At 44.8% G+C, this 16,965-nt stretch carries 17 protein-coding genes; 8 read left to right on the top strand and 9 right to left on the bottom strand.

Annotated features, from left to right (window positions below):
* The first annotated feature begins 7 nt into the window (after window positions 1-7).
* The 3 genes from VFDL14_RS21345 to VFDL14_RS21355 all read left to right on the top strand — a co-directional run bounded on the left by VFDL14_RS21345 (window position 8) and on the right by VFDL14_RS21355 (window position 2,626).
* Window positions 8-577, top strand: coding sequence for an ester cyclase (locus tag VFDL14_RS21345; RefSeq protein WP_050487291.1), 570 nt, complete (start codon window positions 8-10; stop codon window positions 575-577).
* Window positions 578-586: 9 nt separating this feature from the next.
* The gene (locus tag VFDL14_RS21350) at window positions 587-1,600 is read left to right on the top strand and encodes an ester cyclase (RefSeq protein WP_032548950.1); all 1,014 of its coding nucleotides are present in this window, start codon (window positions 587-589) and stop codon (window positions 1,598-1,600) included.
* Between the two features lie 72 nt (window positions 1,601-1,672).
* On the top strand, window positions 1,673-2,626 hold the full coding sequence (locus tag VFDL14_RS21355) for a nuclear transport factor 2 family protein (protein WP_200870280.1): 954 nt from the start codon (window positions 1,673-1,675) through the stop codon (window positions 2,624-2,626).
* 91 nt (window positions 2,627-2,717) lie between these two features.
* Here the strand turns inward: VFDL14_RS21355 and VFDL14_RS21360 are convergent, their stop codons facing one another.
* A complete protein-coding gene (locus VFDL14_RS21360; protein ID WP_032548949.1) occupies window positions 2,718-4,997 on the bottom strand; it encodes a peptidase U32 family protein in 2,280 nt (759 codons plus the stop codon).
* Window positions 4,998-5,089: 92 nt separating this feature from the next.
* Between VFDL14_RS21360 and VFDL14_RS21365 the strand changes: the two genes are divergently transcribed.
* On the top strand, window positions 5,090-5,782 hold the full coding sequence (locus tag VFDL14_RS21365) for a glutathione S-transferase (RefSeq protein WP_084181784.1): 693 nt from the start codon (window positions 5,090-5,092) through the stop codon (window positions 5,780-5,782).
* Between the two features lie 47 nt (window positions 5,783-5,829).
* Here the strand turns inward: VFDL14_RS21365 and VFDL14_RS21370 are convergent, their stop codons facing one another.
* The 6 genes from VFDL14_RS21370 to VFDL14_RS21395 form a co-directional block, all read right to left on the bottom strand.
* Window positions 5,830-6,279, bottom strand: coding sequence for a GyrI-like domain-containing protein (locus VFDL14_RS21370; protein WP_032548946.1), 450 nt, complete (start codon window positions 6,277-6,279; stop codon window positions 5,830-5,832).
* 38 nt (window positions 6,280-6,317) lie between these two features.
* On the bottom strand, window positions 6,318-6,551 hold the full coding sequence (locus VFDL14_RS24885; RefSeq protein ID WP_032548945.1) for a hypothetical protein: 234 nt from the start codon (window positions 6,549-6,551) through the stop codon (window positions 6,318-6,320).
* Window positions 6,552-6,660: 109 nt separating this feature from the next.
* The gene (locus VFDL14_RS21380; RefSeq protein WP_032548944.1) at window positions 6,661-6,909 is read right to left on the bottom strand and encodes a Rho-binding antiterminator; all 249 of its coding nucleotides are present in this window, start codon (window positions 6,907-6,909) and stop codon (window positions 6,661-6,663) included.
* Between the two features lie 70 nt (window positions 6,910-6,979).
* Window positions 6,980-7,609, bottom strand: coding sequence for a type B chloramphenicol O-acetyltransferase (gene catB, locus VFDL14_RS21385; protein WP_032548943.1), 630 nt, complete (start codon window positions 7,607-7,609; stop codon window positions 6,980-6,982).
* A 42-nt stretch (window positions 7,610-7,651) separates the two neighbouring features.
* Complete coding sequence (locus VFDL14_RS24605) at window positions 7,652-7,813, bottom strand: hypothetical protein (protein WP_032548941.1); 162 nt, start codon at window positions 7,811-7,813, stop codon at window positions 7,652-7,654.
* Window positions 7,814-7,979: 166 nt separating this feature from the next.
* Window positions 7,980-8,366: an STAS/SEC14 domain-containing protein gene (locus VFDL14_RS21395; protein ID WP_032548940.1), complete on the bottom strand. Its 387-nt coding sequence runs from the start codon at window positions 8,364-8,366 to the stop codon at window positions 7,980-7,982.
* Between the two features lie 325 nt (window positions 8,367-8,691).
* Here VFDL14_RS21395 and VFDL14_RS21400 point away from each other — a divergent pair, with 325 nt between their 5' ends.
* The 4 genes from VFDL14_RS21400 to VFDL14_RS21415 all read left to right on the top strand — a co-directional run bounded on the left by VFDL14_RS21400 (window position 8,692) and on the right by VFDL14_RS21415 (window position 12,918).
* Window positions 8,692-9,114: a universal stress protein gene (locus VFDL14_RS21400; protein ID WP_032548939.1), complete on the top strand. Its 423-nt coding sequence runs from the start codon at window positions 8,692-8,694 to the stop codon at window positions 9,112-9,114.
* Between the two features lie 193 nt (window positions 9,115-9,307).
* A complete protein-coding gene (locus tag VFDL14_RS21405) occupies window positions 9,308-10,639 on the top strand; it encodes a DASH family cryptochrome (protein ID WP_032548938.1) in 1,332 nt (443 codons plus the stop codon).
* Between the two features lie 9 nt (window positions 10,640-10,648).
* Window positions 10,649-12,196 (top strand): cryptochrome/photolyase family protein, encoded by a 1,548-nt coding sequence (locus VFDL14_RS21410; protein WP_032548937.1) that lies wholly within the window; start codon window positions 10,649-10,651, stop codon window positions 12,194-12,196.
* Complete coding sequence (locus tag VFDL14_RS21415) at window positions 12,196-12,918, top strand: SDR family oxidoreductase (protein WP_032548936.1); 723 nt, start codon at window positions 12,196-12,198, stop codon at window positions 12,916-12,918. Before VFDL14_RS21410 ends, VFDL14_RS21415 begins: the two co-directional genes overlap by 1 nt.
* A gap of 1 nt (window position 12,919) precedes the next feature.
* Here VFDL14_RS21415 and VFDL14_RS23775 read toward each other — a convergent pair whose 3' ends face one another.
* Entirely contained in the window at window positions 12,920-13,069 is a 150-nt protein-coding gene (locus tag VFDL14_RS23775; protein WP_084181781.1) for a DUF2256 domain-containing protein, read from the bottom strand.
* 155 nt (window positions 13,070-13,224) lie between these two features.
* Window positions 13,225-16,962 carry an AAA family ATPase gene (locus VFDL14_RS21420; RefSeq protein ID WP_032548935.1) on the bottom strand — a complete coding sequence of 1,246 codons (3,738 nt, stop codon included), beginning with the start codon at window positions 16,960-16,962 and terminating at the stop codon, window positions 13,225-13,227.
* Between the last annotated feature and the right edge of the window lie 3 nt (window positions 16,963-16,965).

Raw genomic sequence — 16,965 nt, 5'->3', positions numbered from 1 at the left:
ATAACTAATGACACATACATGCGAACACCCAACTACTCAAACTGCAGCATCAACATCCCCTCGTCCAGAACAAGGTGTGTTAACTAAGGACAACGATCTGACCAAAACAGATGAAACGCTGCACGTTATTGATTCGATGGTCGATGGACTCAATGACCACGACATCGACAACATGGGTCGCTTCTTTGCAGAAAGCTTTCGCTGGATGGGCAACGCCGGTTGTGGGTTTAAAGAGAACTTAAAAGAGTTTCAAGAAAATTGGCAACGCCCTTTCCAAGCTGCGTTCTCAAACAAAGTCTGTATTGATGAGGCACGTTTGACGCAAGGTGAATGGTGCGCTGCATTTGGTCGCCAAGAAGCAATTCACTCTGGTCCATTTATGGGAATTGAGCCGACTGGTAAGAAAGTGATTATCCGCTATATGGACTTCTGGAAAGTGGTCGACGGGAAGATTGTCGATAACTATGTGATGGTTGATTTCCCTGCAGTAATGGCTCAACTTGGTGTCGACGCCTTCTCTGGTCATGGTTGGGAGAACAAAGACTCAAAAGACAACCCTCTCTACCGAGAGCGTTAGAGGTGCTTGATGTCCAATTTTGACAACAAAGAGCGCATTCGTGCGCTCAATAATGCTATGTATGACTTCGACCTTAGTCATGTTGAAGAGCAGCTCAGTGATTTGATCAGCGATGATGCAACATTGCAATATAGCTTCCCTTTTGAACAGCTAAGCAACAAAAGTATGTTAGTGACAGAGTTGTACCAGCCACTGTTAAAAGCAATACCTGACCTCGAAAAGCGGACCTATATCTTAATGGGTGGTCAAGCTAATAAAAGTGACTGGGTGGGATGCGCGGGCTACTACACCGGTAGCTTTATGGAACCTTGGCTTGATATCCCTCCAACGGGACATCAAGTATCGATGCGCTTTCACGAGTTTTATCGATTCGAGTCTGGGAAGGTCGTCGAGATTCAAGCGCTCTGGGATATCCCAGAGCTTATGATGCAAGCTAACGCATGGCCTATGACGCCGAGTCTAGGTCGAGAGTGGCATCCACCAGCACCAGCCACGTTAGATGGCATAGTTGGGGAAATGGATACAGCGTTAGCCGATACAAGCTTGACTGTAGTAAGCCAAATGCTCAATGGCTTATCAAAGCATGCGCAAGGCGGTGTCGAAGCTATGGAGCTTGACTCATTTTGGCACCCTAATATGAGTTGGTATGGTCCTTCTGGGATTGGCACAGGTCGCGGTATTAAAGGATTTAGAAATTGGCATCAAATCCCGTTTTTGAATGCACTGCCCGACCGAAGAACCAAACAAGGAAATGGATACTTGTTTTCAGACAACAATTACGTTGCCTTTACCGCTTGGCCAGGAATGGAAATGACAGTATCTGGTAGTGGTTGGCTAGGAATCGCTCCATCTAATCAGTGCATCACAATGAGAAGCCTCGACTTCTGGCGTGTCGAAGGTGACAAAATTCGAGAGAACTGGGTGTTGGTTGACTTGCTCGACGTCTACCACCAACTCGGTGTTGATGTCTTTGCGCGCATGAAAGAGCTCAACAAAGCACGCTATCGACAATTTGAAAAGTAAACAGATAACTAAATGAGCGAGCCAAGTATCCACTTAGGCTCGCCACGAGAAAGTGAAATCAAGGATAGAACAATGAGTATGACTGGATTTGCCCCAAAATGGCAAAACTTCCCTGACTACATATTGGGAATAACCAAAGAGATCTGGGAAGATCGTGGCTTACACACCCTACACGACTATTATGCTGAAGACATCGTCGTCAGAACGCCGCAAGGCATCGCTATCGGCAACAAAGATGTCATTAATGCCACGTTAGCAGTATTGGCTCAGTACCCCGATCGCACCCTATTTGGTGAAGACGTCATTTGGAGTGGTTCGCCAGAACAAGGCATGCTCTCGTCGCATCGCATTATCTCTACTGCGACCGATAAAGAGACAGGCACTAAGCTCAAGTTTAGAATCATTGCGGACTGCCATGCCATCAACAATCAGATCAATGACGAGTGGTTGATTCGAGACCAAGGATCAATCGCAAGGCAATTAGGCTATACCCCAAAGGCTTATACACAGCACCTAATCGACCAAAGCGGTGGTATCGAAAAGTGCCAACCTGTCTTCACGCCTAAGTTAGACCAGCAAGGCCCATATCTGGGTGTTGGTAATGACAACCAATGGGGAAAGAAATACGAGGAAATTTTACGCGCGATCATGAATGCTCAATTGAGTATTATTCCAAAAGAGTATGACCGTGCGTGTATTGGCGAGTACGCAGGTGGTCAATCTGCCCTATCTCACTCAGAGATTGATCATTTCTGGGTGCAATTACGCTCATCATTCCCTAATGCCGAGTTTAAGATTCATCATCGCATTGGGCTAGAAGATGACATGATGTCACCACGTGCCGCTATCCGTTGGTCACTTGAAGGCAAACACGAGGGCTATGGCGCTTTCGGTCAACCAACCGGTGCTGATGTATACATTATGGGTGCATGTCACGCCGAATTTGGCCCATGGGGACTCCGCCGTGAATACGTGCTATACGACGAGTTAGCCATTTGGAAACAGATCATTCAACAAACTGGATAGGCTCGCTTTTGTCCCTATCTCACTTTTGTCCCCATAACAAAAAATCGGAAACTTGATCAGTTTCCGATTTTTTATTTAGTTCGACTTAGCCTTACAACCCTTGAACGTACTGGTTGTTGGTTCTGATCTGCACTAAGTGGTTTAAGTTGTCTGTTGCAGCTTGGTCACCTGTTATTAGCGCTTCAAATTGCTTAATTAGCTCTACCTTGTCCGCTTTCTCTTTTGAGCCCGAACCGATGTCAGTCAGGTCGATAAAGAACTCATCAAACAGGTTGGAAAGATCCCCGACCGCATCTTGGTTCAAGAACTGTTCATGGTTGTAAATGCTTGGGTAGCCGCCCTTCTGCTTATCTACCGCAAACGAAGTGCCTTTCACATTGGTAATCGTGGTTGCTTTCTCACAACGCAGCATACAACCATCTTCAATAGCTGGTTTGTTACAGCCAACTGTTCTTTGGAAAAAACACTGACGGCTGGTCATCATCAAAATTGGGTGATAGATGCTGTAGTAAAGCTTGAAGCCTTCAGGGCGACGAACGTGACGCAGTTGACCTTTGTTCAGCTCATTTGAAAGGAAAGCACCCGAACAGTTCAATTGTTCCTTTAGCGTGTACAAAGCGTGCGAGTTGGTCGTATTCATGAATGGGCCCGCCACCCACTCAATACCCATCTCATAAGCCTTGTAAGCAATACCTGTGTTGTTTGTGACAATTCGCTTCGGCTTAACGGTTTCAAGAATACGAACCGCTTCAATGTAATCTTTGCCAATCAGTACTGCTGGGAACCAAGGGATCAAACGCGGGTTCTCAGACAAGATATCAATGTACTTGTTGTTGCGCTTTTTGTAGCTCTCAGGCAGCTTAAAGTAGATGTCTGCATCCGTTACATCACAAAGGTGCAGATCGGCAGTGTCAGCAATCAACATAGACAACGTTGGCGTCTCGTTCACTTTGCCAAACTTCGGTAGCGCAGGAACATCAACATTCTTAACAACGTCTACAGAACCATTCAGGATAAAGTCGATCTCTTCTTTTAACTGAGTAAGCTCTTTCAAAGAGACAAATAGACCTTCATTGAACTGCTCAAAATCATAACCTTCAAGTGAGTGAATACCACTACGAAGTGATTTGAAGCGCTTCTCTAAGATTTCCTTGGTCAGTGGTTTCTCACCATCTGCGATCAATACAGATTTAGACTTCACTTCAAAGTTCTCTTTGTCAGAAATCACTGAAACCACTAAAGGCTCGCCTTCACAGGCACTGAACGAAAGTTTGATTGGTGTTTTGCGGATATCCAGATACTGAATTTTGCTGCGCATCTCATCACCCAGAACATCTTTCGCTGCGTGAAGGTCTTTGCTGACATCTTCGATCTGAACAACTGATATCGCATCGTCAACATTCGGATCAAACTGTTGAACCTGTTTCGCAGCCTGCTCTACCGCGTAGTTTTTACTGTTATCACGCGGGTTATCGATGAACATGTCTTTCGTTAGGTTACCCTTCAAGAAAGAGTTGGTGAAGTCACGGTTAAATACCTTATGTAGGTTTGAATCGTCACCTATCAAATCGCCACTCTCGATAAAGCTGTCGATCTGCTTACGCCATGTATCGATTACTGTATAGACATAGTGAGCACCCTTGATACGGCCTTCAACTTTCAACGAATCAACCTGAGCGTCGACTAATTCTGGTAAATCAAAGTATGCGGAATTGTCTTTCAGGTTAAGTGGGTAACGGTTACCTGCATCAGTAATCTCGTATTCATCACGACACGCCTGTGAACAGCGACCACGGTTACCTGAGTTACCGACACTCACTGAGCTTGAGTAACATTGACCAGAAAACGCGATACATAGAGCACCATGAACAAAGACTTCTGTTAGAACATCGTGGTCATGCGCAACTTGGGTCAACTCTTTAATCTCAGGCAGGTTTAACTCACGCGATAAGTTCACGCGTGACGCACCAATCTTAGCCAAGAACTTGATTTGGCCTTCGTTGTGCGTAGTTAGCTGAGTAGAAGCGTGAACATCGATCGTCGGAAAGTATTTCTTCACCAGATCAAACAGACCCAAGTCTTGGACAATGATGCCATCAACCTTGGTGTTCACAAGCTGATTTAGAAGCTTACTAATGTTCTTGATTTCGCTCTCAAGTAACACGACATTCAGAGTCAGAAAGATCTGACAACCGTACTCATGAGCAAGACGAATAATGCCGTTTAGCTCGTCTAAAGATAAATTCGAGGCGCGGTTACGGGCGTTGAATGTACCCAGTCCACAGTAGACCGCATTAGCTCCTGCTACGATAGCTGCTTTAATCGCCTCTACATCGCCACCTGGGGCTAATAACTCAATTTTTCTGCTCATTTTTGAAGTCGCTCACTTACTTATAATTTTTAAGCCGCGTATTCTACCCACATCACCAACCCTTTACCACCGCACAGCAACTTTTAAACCTAATGACAACAAAGACTCTTCAAGACTTGCCTACCCTTTACTCACTCCGTCGCTGCCCTTATGCAATGCGCGCTAGGCTAGGAATTCTCCTTGCAAATCAACAAGTCTTAATCCGTGAGATTGTCACTAAGGATAAGCCAGAGGAACTGCTGGAATGCTCACCAAAAGGTACAGTCCCAGTATTAGTATTACCCGATGGAAAGGTTATTGAGCAGAGCTTGCAAGTTATGGTGTGGGCGCTGGAACTGAACGACCCACAAAATCTACTTCGAAAATCAGATGATGAAGCTCATCGCGATGTCTTTGAATTGATTGAAGAGAACGACAACACCTTTATTGGACATTTGGAGCAATATCGTGCGGCAGTTCGTTATCACAATGAGGATCTCGTAGATCGCAGGGCGTTGTGTGAGGAATTTCTTACTAAGCTTGAGGCGAGACTGAAGCAAGGGAGCGGTTATCCGAAAAAGAACTATCTATTTGGCGATACACCAAGTGTTGCTGATTATGCAATAGTTCCTTTTATTAGTCAGTTTGCGCGTGTAGAGAAAAAATGGTTTAACCAATCTCATTACATTGGCGTCCAAACTTGGTTAAGAAGCATTTTAGATAGCGCTTTGTATAGCAAAACCATGAAAGCTTACCCACTTTGGAACGAGAGTAAGCAAAACATGGTATTTGGTTCTTCCGATTAAAGTTACCAAAGCGACTTAAAGCACTCATAAACTATTTAATGACTAAATCACTCAATAGCTATCGAAATTTCGACTCTATCTTCACCGATGTATCGTTCAAAGTCAGACGTGTAACGACGAGTATGTGGGCAATCTGCCTGTGTGAAATAGCCCCAAACCTCACCCCATAGTTCGATAACCGCTTGAGGCATTTCTCCCTGAGCTTCAAAGGTGAGGTATTTACCCGCTTCAATTTGAACGTGAGATGTTTGCTCTAAACCCGCCATCGCAGCCTCATCACTGCAAGCGAGCACATCGAATTCACCGGTATAGTCAGATTGATAGTTTGTATAAACACCAAACACTTGTGACTTCTCAGTCAAATGCGGGCCACCTTGCGTCGAAAACGTTTGCCACAGTCCTGCAATCTTTGCAGTTTCTAAAGACATCTCATTTTCATTAGTGGTTCTCACTTTAAAACCCGATAATTCCACTGCGTCGATGATTTGAACTTTCATTGTGTTCCCTATTGATTCGCTTGTATGTAGGTAGTTGATCATTCCTCAACAGTTTTGTTGCCGCACTTCTCACAAATAACGTGCCTAGAAAACTCATCCATTGACGCGATGAAAGCCCCCAAGAATATGCTCTTTACAAACCCAGAAAAGAACTCTTTTTGGGTTCTATTTGGAGAGCTTTCATAAGGGCTCGGTTTTCGAACTAGCACCACCACATGTTGCGTACGGGCTTGGCATGATGGGCAATAACAGACTTCTTGACTCATTGGCATAGTAAACTCCTAGTGTTAGCAAAACATTGGGATTAACACAAAAGGCTCACCAGTTCGCTTCCTTGCCCAGTCTAATATTCGTCTATTAGTAATCTTGCTTGCTCATTAGCTATCCGTTAAACGTCACTTTCGTAAAGTGCGGGTTGTCCACCAAAACTTCGAGGGTTCTGAGTTCATCCAGAACAATGAGTTGTAGTTCACCTTGATTATCGACCTGTATGCATTCTCTTTTTTGCTCGTCTCTTTTAGTGTCCCTTGCAATACACTCAAGTTGAACACCAGACGCCAGAGTAATAGCTATCGGGTAGCGATACATACAGACAATTTCGATGTAATCATAATCGCTGCAACTCATCATAATATTTACCTTTCAAGATGTTAGGTTCAAAGTTAAAGCCAGACGCCATACTAAGCAATCAGTGGAATATCTATTTTGTGATGCGTTTCCAGTATTGATACATGCCTTGAATATCTGAAGAGCACAACCACTCCATAGCGCCTTTAATTTGCTCTTCATTCCATTCCCACCATTTCATTTCTAGCAACTGCGTAATTTCAGTTTCACTAAAACGATAGCGGATATGACGAGCTGGATTAGAGCCAACGATTGAGTATGGCTCGACATCTTTGGTTACGACTGCACGGCTAGCGATAATGGCCCCATCGCCAACCTTTACGCCGCTCATAATCATCGCCTCTGTGCCTATCCAGACATCATTGCCAATCACAGTGTCTCCAGAACGTTCGAAGCCGTCGATCGCTCCTTCAAATTTTTCATCATCTTGGTAGAAAAATGGAAATGTACTCACCCACTGATTTTGATGACCTTGATTACCCGCCATCATAAAAACGGCACCAGAGCCAATCGAGCAGTAGCTGCCAATGATTAATTTATCGACGTCGTCTCTGTCGGGTGCAAGGTAACGGGCGCAATCGTCGAAACTGTGGTTGTGGTAGTAACCAGAATAATAACTGTGTTCACCCACGATGATATTTGGATTAGTCACTTGTTCTTTAAGAGACTTGCCCGTAAAGGGACTTTCAAAATAGTTATTCAAAGGTAGCTTCTACTTGATGGAAGGATAAATTCAAAATCAGCATTACGAATCATCGCCACAACTGTCACAAGCTTGGTAGGTTCTGTCGCCTTCACTGATGACGATAAAAGAAGATACACACTGCTCACACAACACGCGTTTTGGATAGGCGTCTTTTTGTTTCTTGGCGTTGATATCGCCTTCAGTCACGTAGATTTTTCTCATGGTAATTCTCGGCAAGATACGAGCTTTGCCCTCAACCGTATCAAGAGGACTTCGTATCCAGTTATAGATTTACACTTGAACTGACAGTCAAATGTATGCGTTGCCTGAATTGTATGCCGAAAATCAAGACAACGCATTGAAAATCAAAATAGAAAGAAAAAATTACTTAGGTTGCCGCTGTTACCCAGTCGATCGCATCGTCATATTCCGTGAATTGTTTAACTTCACCCGCGATAAACAAGCTACCCACTTTGGATGCGAGCTCTTGCCAGCCCTTATCACCGTATATTGCAACTCTGCCTAAATTGGTTCTTAGCTTGATGCCCAGTTTTAAGTCGTCCCATGCGGCGCGGATATCCCAGCCGTTTAGTTCTTTGATATCAGCAACCATTTTAATGTTTTCAGAACCGACAGTTTTCAGTGCCGACTCTAGTTTGGGGGTTAAGGCGAGGTAATCTTGGTGGGTCAGATGGCCTGTTGCTTTGAACATCAGGACATATTCATGGTCGATTCGCTCTACTCCAACGGATATTCCATGGCGATCATTATTCATAATGCATTCCTCTCTCGTTAGTCTTCAAAATCTACCTAATAGCTTACGATATCAGTTGAATATTTATTGAGAGCCAGTGGCAAAAAACCAGTAATCGGTCGGTTTTTGTTCTCATATTTACAAGATATTTAAGCGCTTGTATAAGCCGGTGTGATTCTTAACTCATTGATATTCAGGCAACACTGAGTGAACTATCAGGGTAATAGAAAGTTCTTCCTTTAGAACAAATAGATATGAGCATTTTGTTTAATATGAGATCCGCTCGAAGGAATTTTATTGGTGAAATTCTATGCTATTTATAGACCCTAGATAAGAGAGGTGAGCTATGGAATACAAACACATACTCGTCGCGATTGAGCTGTCACAAGACACAAATATCTTAATTGATAGAGCGACATTTTTTGCCAACAAACTCGATGCCGATCTTTCTTTCGTTTATATCGACGGAACACATGGTGAGATATACCCTGAACTGGTGGATATCAAGCAGCACACTGGCGAACTCCCATTTAATGAAGATGCCGTTAAACAGTTAAGAGATTTCGAAGCGTACTCCGAGCACAACATCAAGCACCTGTTTATGGGTACTGGTGATTTGACGGATAAACTGAAAGAGACCGTCGCTGCTAACCAAGTCGACTTTTTGATTTGTGGTCACCACCATGACTTTTGGAGCAAAATCATCTCACACTCCAAACAGCTTATTGATAAGTCACCGGTTGATATTTTAGTGGTACCAATCGAGTAGTAGTTACGTGATTTAACTTAAAACCCTACCGAGCATCGCGCTTCTGCTTCAATCAAAGTTGCGCTCGGTAGGCTTCCCTTCCCCTTTGATTTTTCTAGCTCTTTTAACGTGCTTACCTGATCGATCCCCTTTAGCAAACCGTAATTATCGCTAGTTATCTATTCACGAGCTCCCAATCAAGAGATCCACAGTGATGAGAAAAATTGGCCTTTACTATTTCACTAACGACTTACGCTTCACGCACAACGAGCTTTTAGCACTGGCATGTGACCAAGTTGATGAACTGATCGGCGTCGTTATGCCTATCCAGATCTCTCCTTTCGTTCAACACCACTCTGGTGAAGATCAAGTTGGGGAACATAGGCTGTTGTTCTGGCAACGATCTGTTGAGGATCTCGCAAGACAATTCGAAGACCAAAATCAAAGCTTGTTTATAATGCGATCTAGCGAAGCAGGTGACTTGATTCAGTTGATAAAAACGTGCCAAGTAAGCAACATTTATTGCAATCAACATCCCGGCAGTGACGAATACGAACTAATACAAGAGGCGCAGGAGTCATTACCTAACATAAAGGTCATCTCTACCAACAACAGCACACTGCTAGACAATGCTGATCTTCCGTTCGAGCTAAACAAGCTTCCAAAATCTTTTACTCGCTTTCGTAAACTAATCGAGGCAGGCAGCGAGCTGTTAAACATCATAGAGCATAGTCCCGCACCTGTGCTTCCCAAATTGCCAAATGTGTTGAGAGATAACTTAAACATCGCGCCTAATATTTCTGTCATAAACACCTCGGAAAAGAGTCAAATTTCGCACTCATTGAATCAGACAGGCGTGGCACTTTTTAAAGGTGGCGAAAATGCGGGGATCGCACACATCACAGATTACTTCCGACACTCTTATGCTAGCCACTACAAACAGACACGAAACGCGCTCGATGGTATGAGTCACTCAACCAAGTTCTCACCTTGGTTGGCATTGGGTTGTTTATCACCAAAGACGATTGTCAGCACGCTACGCCAATATGAAGACCAGTACGGATCAAACGAATCAACGTACTGGATTCAGTTTGAGCTTCTATGGCGTGAATATTTCTACTGGCGTGCCAGAGCTTCAGGCCATGCACTATTTACCAACCCACAAGACAGTCACGCTTTAACTACTGAAGCCAAGGCAGCTTTCAATCGATGGAAAATGGGTAACACCAACTACCCTATTGTCGATGCTTGTATGCGAGAGCTCAATGCCACTGGGTATATGTCTAACCGGGGCAGACAACTAGCGGCGAGTTGCCTCATCTACGAGTTAGGTTGCGATTGGCGTTGGGGTGCAGCTTATTTCGAGACTCAACTGGTCGATTACGATGTTGCGTCTAACTGGGGAAACTGGTCTTACATTGCAGGCATGAATGGGCAGCAGACACGTCACTTTGATCTTGAAAAGCAGACGCAAATGTACGACCCGCAACATGAATTTATCCAACGTTGGGCGAACACTAACGAAATGCACCAGATTGCCAAATAGGAATAGAGAATGAAATTCAACACAGTACGCCTAATACTGGGTGATCAACTTAATATTCAGCACTCTTGGTTCTCTAATCGTGACTCCAATGTCTTATACATCATAGCGGAGCTCCATCAGGAAACAGGTTACGTCAATCATCACAGGCAAAAGGTCGCTGCGTTTTTTAGTGCAATGGCGGCTTTTGCTTCAGAACTCAAAGATGAAGGACATGAGGTGCTACACCTGACATTGGATGATACCAAACAGTTTCCATCTCTAACTGAGTTGATAGAACACTACACAGCAGAATTTGACGCTGACAAATTCGAGTATCAACGCCCTGATGAGTACCGACTATTGAGCCAGTTAGCTCAACTCAAAGTACCGAAAGCAGTAATGCACTGCACCTGCACCGAACATTTCCTATTGCCTTTTGACGAGATTGAGCCGCAGTTTCCAGCAGGTAAGCACATCATGATGGAGCATTTCTATCGTCGAATGCGCAAGCGTTTCTCTGTGTTAATGGACGACGGAAAACCTGTCGGTGGCAAGTGGAATTACGACGGCAACAACAGAAACAAGCTCAAACCAAAAGATATCGAAGCACTGCCCTCACCTTTGATGTTTGCTAATGACGTGAGCGACATTGTGGAGCGAATGGACAGAAACAATGTTCAAACCATCGGTGAAATCGATCAAACAAAACTGTTATGGCCGATTAATCGTGCCCAGAGTTTGTCTCTGCTTGCGCACTTTTGCCATACCTGTCTCCCACTGTTCGGTCGCTTTCAAGACGCGATGACCAAAGGTCATACTTCTCGTTGGAGCTTGTATCACAGTCGTCTATCTTTCAGCTTAAACAGCAAACTGATTACGCCCCAAGAGACCATTGATGCGGCACTTGCTGCTTACCACAGCAACGCAAACATCGATATTTCTCAGGTGGAAGGATTCGTGCGTCAAATTCTCGGTTGGCGTGAGTACATTCGCGCGGTTTACTGGGCTAACATGCCGCGCTACAAAACCATCAATCACTTTCAAGCGGATCGCAATCTGCCTCACTATTTTTGGGACAGTGACACCAAAATGCAGTGCATGAAGCAAGCGATCAAGCAGTCACACGAGTTTGCTTATGCTCATCACATTCAAAGACTTATGGTGACAGGTAACTTCAGTCTGATCACTGAACTTAATCCAGACCAAGTGGACGAGTGGTACCTCGGCATATACATCGACGCCATCGAATGGGTAGAAATGCCAAATACACGCGGTATGGCTCTGTTTGCTGATGGTGGAATTGTTGGAACTAAGCCCTATGCGGCGAGTGGCGCTTACATTAATAAGATGAGTGATTACTGTAAGGGTTGTCACTACAACGTGAAGTCGAGAAGTGATGAAGATGCCTGCCCGTTCAACAGTTTGTATTGGCGTTTCATGACTAAGCACCGAGAGCAACTCACTCGCAATCCGCGAATGGGGATGATCTTCCGCTCTTGGGACAACATGGACGAACAAGAGCAAGATAAGACGCTACAACGTGCAGAAAATTACCTCGAACATTTGGAGGATTTGTAATGGAAAACGCTATCAAAACCGTGTTAGTGATTGGAGGCTCTGGCGGTATAGGCAAAGCCGTGGTGAAACAGTTGCAAACAATCGCGCCTACAGCCAACATCCATACGACTTTCTGCAATGGCAAGCCAGACTTCTCTCTCGATAATGTCACATGGCATAAGGTCGACATCACTCAAGAATCAGACGTACAACAGCTCGCATCTCACTTCAGTTCTTTGGACTGGGTGATCAATTGTGTTGGGATACTTCATACAGCAACTCATAGGCCAGAGAAGAGCTTAAACACCATCGACCCAGAGTTTTTTGTAGAGAACATGACGACTAATGCGCTTCCGACTCTACTACTTGCAAAGCATTTTACCTCTCTATTGAAAAGTTCGCCTGCAGGTAAGCTCGCAACCATTTCAGCTAAGGTTGGCAGCATTAGTGATAACCGTTTGGGTGGTTGGTACAGTTATCGCTCCTCTAAGGCGGCACTCAACATGCTGATTAAATCCATCTCCATCGAGTGGAGCCGTGTTGCCAAGAGAGCAACGATCCTCTCCTTACATCCGGGAACCACCGATACCCCACTCTCCAAACCATTTCAGACCAACGTTCCTGAAGGCAAACTGTTCGATGCTGATGACGTGGCGTGCCAATTATTGGGTATTATTGATAGATCAACGCCACAACAGAGTGGTCGCTTCTTCGCATACAACGGAGAAGAGCTGCCTTGGTAATTTACAGCTTGTGGATGCTGCCTTTGTTTCGGCGGCAACGTTCTGAGCAATATTGCACTTCGTCCCAACATTTTTCCCACTTCTTGCGCCACGTAAATGGGCGCAAACACACTGGACAGAGTTTAGTGGGAAGATCGCGTTTCTTTCGCATCGTATTTCTCTAACTTGAGGTTGTTAGAAGCTATACGTTCAACAGTCGCTAAGGGTTTGAAATACTGTTGAAATAACAAAGAAAACAACTGAAAAGGGGCGGATTCACTGCCCCTTTGTACTCGCTGTTATTTACGAGTTACTAACTATCACTATCTACGCGACCTTAAACTCTTTACTCATCTCACTAACACCCAAGCCCGAATGCTTAGTGATTTTAAGCTGGACGGGTACTCGCTCTTTTAACGCCTCGACGTGACTGATCACACCGATCATCTTACCAGATGCATTCAAGTTATCGAGCGCATTGAGCGCAATATCTAACGTGTCACTGTCCAGAGTACCAAAGCCTTCATCAAGGAACAGCGAATCAATACTGGTTTTGTGGCTCACCAAGTCAGACAGCGCTAATGCCAAAGCAAGACTCACTAAGAAGCTTTCACCACCTGAGAGCGTTTTGGTATCACGAACCACATCGCCCTGCCACGTATCCAGCACTTGCAGCTCTAGTCCATCTTCCGCTTTGCGTTTTAATTCATAACGGCCATGCAGGCGCTGCAACTGCTTGTTGGCAAGGTAAACAAGGTTCTCTAGGGTTAACCCCTGTGCAAACTTTCTAAACTTGTCGCCATTCTTTGAACCAATCAATGAGTTCAATTGCGAGATATCATCAAACGCTTGCTGTTTCTCATCAATCTCTTTGAACAAGTGTTGTTGATTCTCGCGATTCTTCTTGTCCATCTCTAGGTTTGCGTTAATCGCACCGATTTGGCTCGCTGTCGATTGCTGCTGTTGCTGGCAACTGGAGGCTTGTTGCTCCACTTGCTCAATTTCAACCTCTTGCCATTTAGTTGCATTAGCGTGTTCGAGCAGATCATCAACATTTTGCTTGGCGGCTTTGAGTTTGGCCGAACTACTCACAATCGCGTTATCCAGCCTCTGTTTAAGAGCAACAAGATCAGCTCGAAGCTGTTCATCTAGTAAGGCTTGTTCAAACTCGGTTTCGGACTCAAAAGGACTTGCTGCTAGCGCTTGGGTCCATGATTCATTAACTTTAGTGAACTCACTCTGTTTCGCAGTAAGCTCTTTCGAAAACGCAAATTGCTTGGTTTGCCACTCACGCAGTGTCAGCTCACAACGGTTGAATGCCGCTTTCAGAGTCTCAAGCTCTTTTGTGGCTTCTTCCATTCGAGCGTTCATCAACTGCTCTTGCTGATGAATCTGCTTATCGCCAAACAATGCCTGACGCTCCTGCTGGACCTTAGCAAGATCACCCGAGGTCGTCATAAGATCTTTCTCAAGCTGTGCTAGCTTATTGCTCTGTTCACCTAAGGAAGCTGCCAGAGACTGATGTTTCTCTTGTTGAGCGATCAGCGTTTTATCCAGTTCGGCTTTCTGTTCGGAGTTTGCTTGCCACTCTTGCGATGCCGCACTCTTAACTTCAAGCCATTGATCAATGCTCTTTAGTTCGGGTGCGCTGTTTCCAGTCTCAGTAATGCTTTGTTGTAAGCTCTGCCATTGTGATGACTGAGTTAGTTTCAATTGAGCAGTTTGCTCTTCGGCATCGGCACGCTGTTTCTTCAAGTCTGCAACACGCACTGATAATGCTTCTACCTTGTTAAGCGCATCTTTCAACGCAAGCTCAAGATTAATACGCTGCTTCTCTGCCGATTGGTAATCTGCTTTAGCTTGCATTTGTTGCTGTTGAAGTTGAGTGACTTTATTCAGTTCATGCTCACAACGTTCAACAAACATTGCGACTGCATCTTTATCTGCAATCTGCTCTTGCGTAACAACCCACTCCATCAATGGTGCGCTGTTAGCTAATTGTGCATTCGCATATGAACTACTTGCACTCGTTTGAGTGAACTTCTCTACCAACAGAGCCCACGACTGCTTAGCTTGCTCAGCATCTCTTATTAAGTTCTTAATTTCACCTTCAAGGTGACTCAAGATTGGGCCGAGCGAATCCAGTTTCTGACGAAGATCCTGTCCCTCTTTTTTAACCAGCGCCAAAGCCTCTGATTCTTGGGTTTGCTGCTGAAGCAACGCGTTCACATCTTGAGACTGTTCAACCGAGTGATCCGTTGAGCCACACAATGGACATTCAGAACCAGGCTCTAACATTGCACGATACTTAGCGAGTTCACCTTCTTGAGCAATCAAGGTCTTCAAGCGCTCAAGCGACTGCTCTTTCTCTTTATAACGCTCAACCAAGACTTCACGTTGCTTTGTCAGCTCTGTGCTCTCAGATGTCTTACGCTCCAACTCGATACGCTTAACTTGTGCTTGTTCGGTCGCCAATAAGTATCGACGTTGAACATCCGTTAATGCATGAGTTTGTCGGTTCCACGCTTCTAACACGTGTTTCAAGCCATTTAACTGCTCTTCGCTGTGTACCTGCTGAGATTGCTCCCATAACGCTTTAGCCGCTTGCTCAGCCGTCGTTAGCGTTGACAACTCTTGAGTGTTCTTCTGTTGGTCCTGAGTTAATTGCTTAGCTTGCTGCTCTTGAGCGCTGATTTCATTAGCAAGACGCTCTACTCGCTTTTGCTGTTCGGTTTGCTGCTGTTCAAGTGTTCGGATCTGAGCAACATTGGTTTGCCACTGGCCTAAATAGCGGTCGAGAGATTTGCTGCTTTCGTTAGTCGATAAGTACTCAGCCAGCGTTTTCTCTTGGACTTTCAACTCTTCAAGCGACTTTTCCACGTTTAGAATCAAAGACTGCTTTGTCTCTTGTTCCGTTTTAAGCAGTGATTGGGATTGCTTCTGCGTTGCCAGTTTTTCATTGAGCAAAGCAACTTTCTGATCAAGTGGACGCACTTTTTCGATAGTCGCCACAAGCTCAGTTTGTTCTTTGCGGAGTTGATTTGTGGCTTCTGTTTGCGCATTAAGTGCTGTTTCTGTTTGAAACTTCTCTTTATTGCCAGCTTCAAGCTGTTTATTCGCATCTTCCAGTTGAGTATTTAATGACGCCACCTCATGCTGCACGCGATGAAGATCTTTATGCACCGGACGCAACTTTTCTGCGGGTTCACTTTTCGCTAACTGATCCAGCTGTTGACTATTGGCTTCCATCTCCAGTTGAGCAGATTTCAGCTCACTTTCACTGCTTTCAAGTGATAGCTTGGCTTTGTTGAGTTCTCGCCACCAAGCCAAATGTTCTGACCAACCTTTAAGCTCTTGGTCGAACTGTTTTAATGCGATTTCTAAACTCGCTTTGTTTTGAGAGAGTTCTTCAACTTGTTCAGCGGTTAACAGGTTTACACCTTCAGCTTTCGCTTTAAGCTGGTTTAACCCTTCTTCACTGGATTTGTAGTGCTCATAGATACGCTCTGAGATCAGGCTGTAGATTTCAGTACCCGTCAGCTCTTCTAGCAATTCAGCGCGATCATTCGCATTGGCATTTAAGAACGCCGCAAACTCTCCTTGAGAAAGCAAAATAGACTTGGTGAAACGAGAAAAATCGAGACCTGTCGTTGACTCAACCAGTTTGATCTTCTTACTGAGCTGAGTTTCTAATACCTTATTAGTGTCCGCGTCAGCAAACTCGCAAGTGGGTGTTTGGAGTGCGCCATCATGTTTATTGCGAGCTCGTTTCTGATGGAAGTTGGAACGGTAAGTTTTCCCCTTCACTTCAAACTCAATCTCGGCAAAACACTCGCCCGTGCCACGAGTCATGATTTCGTTGTTGCCTTTCGCGATGCTCTTTAGACGAGGCGTTCGATGGAACAAGGCCAAACAGATCGCATCCAAAATGGTGGTTTTGCCCGCGCCCGTTGGCCCGGTAATGGCAAACAATCCGTTTTCAGCAAACGGAGATTGTGTGAAATCCAGCTTCCAACGGCCTTTGAGTGAGTTTAAGTTCTCAAATTCTAGCGATAAGATTTTCATAGC

Origin of the sequence: Vibrio fortis (assembly GCF_000695685.1) — a bacterium.
Classification (GTDB): domain Bacteria; phylum Pseudomonadota; class Gammaproteobacteria; order Enterobacterales; family Vibrionaceae; genus Vibrio; species Vibrio fortis_A.
This window is presented reverse-complemented; position numbering and strand designations above follow the sequence as displayed.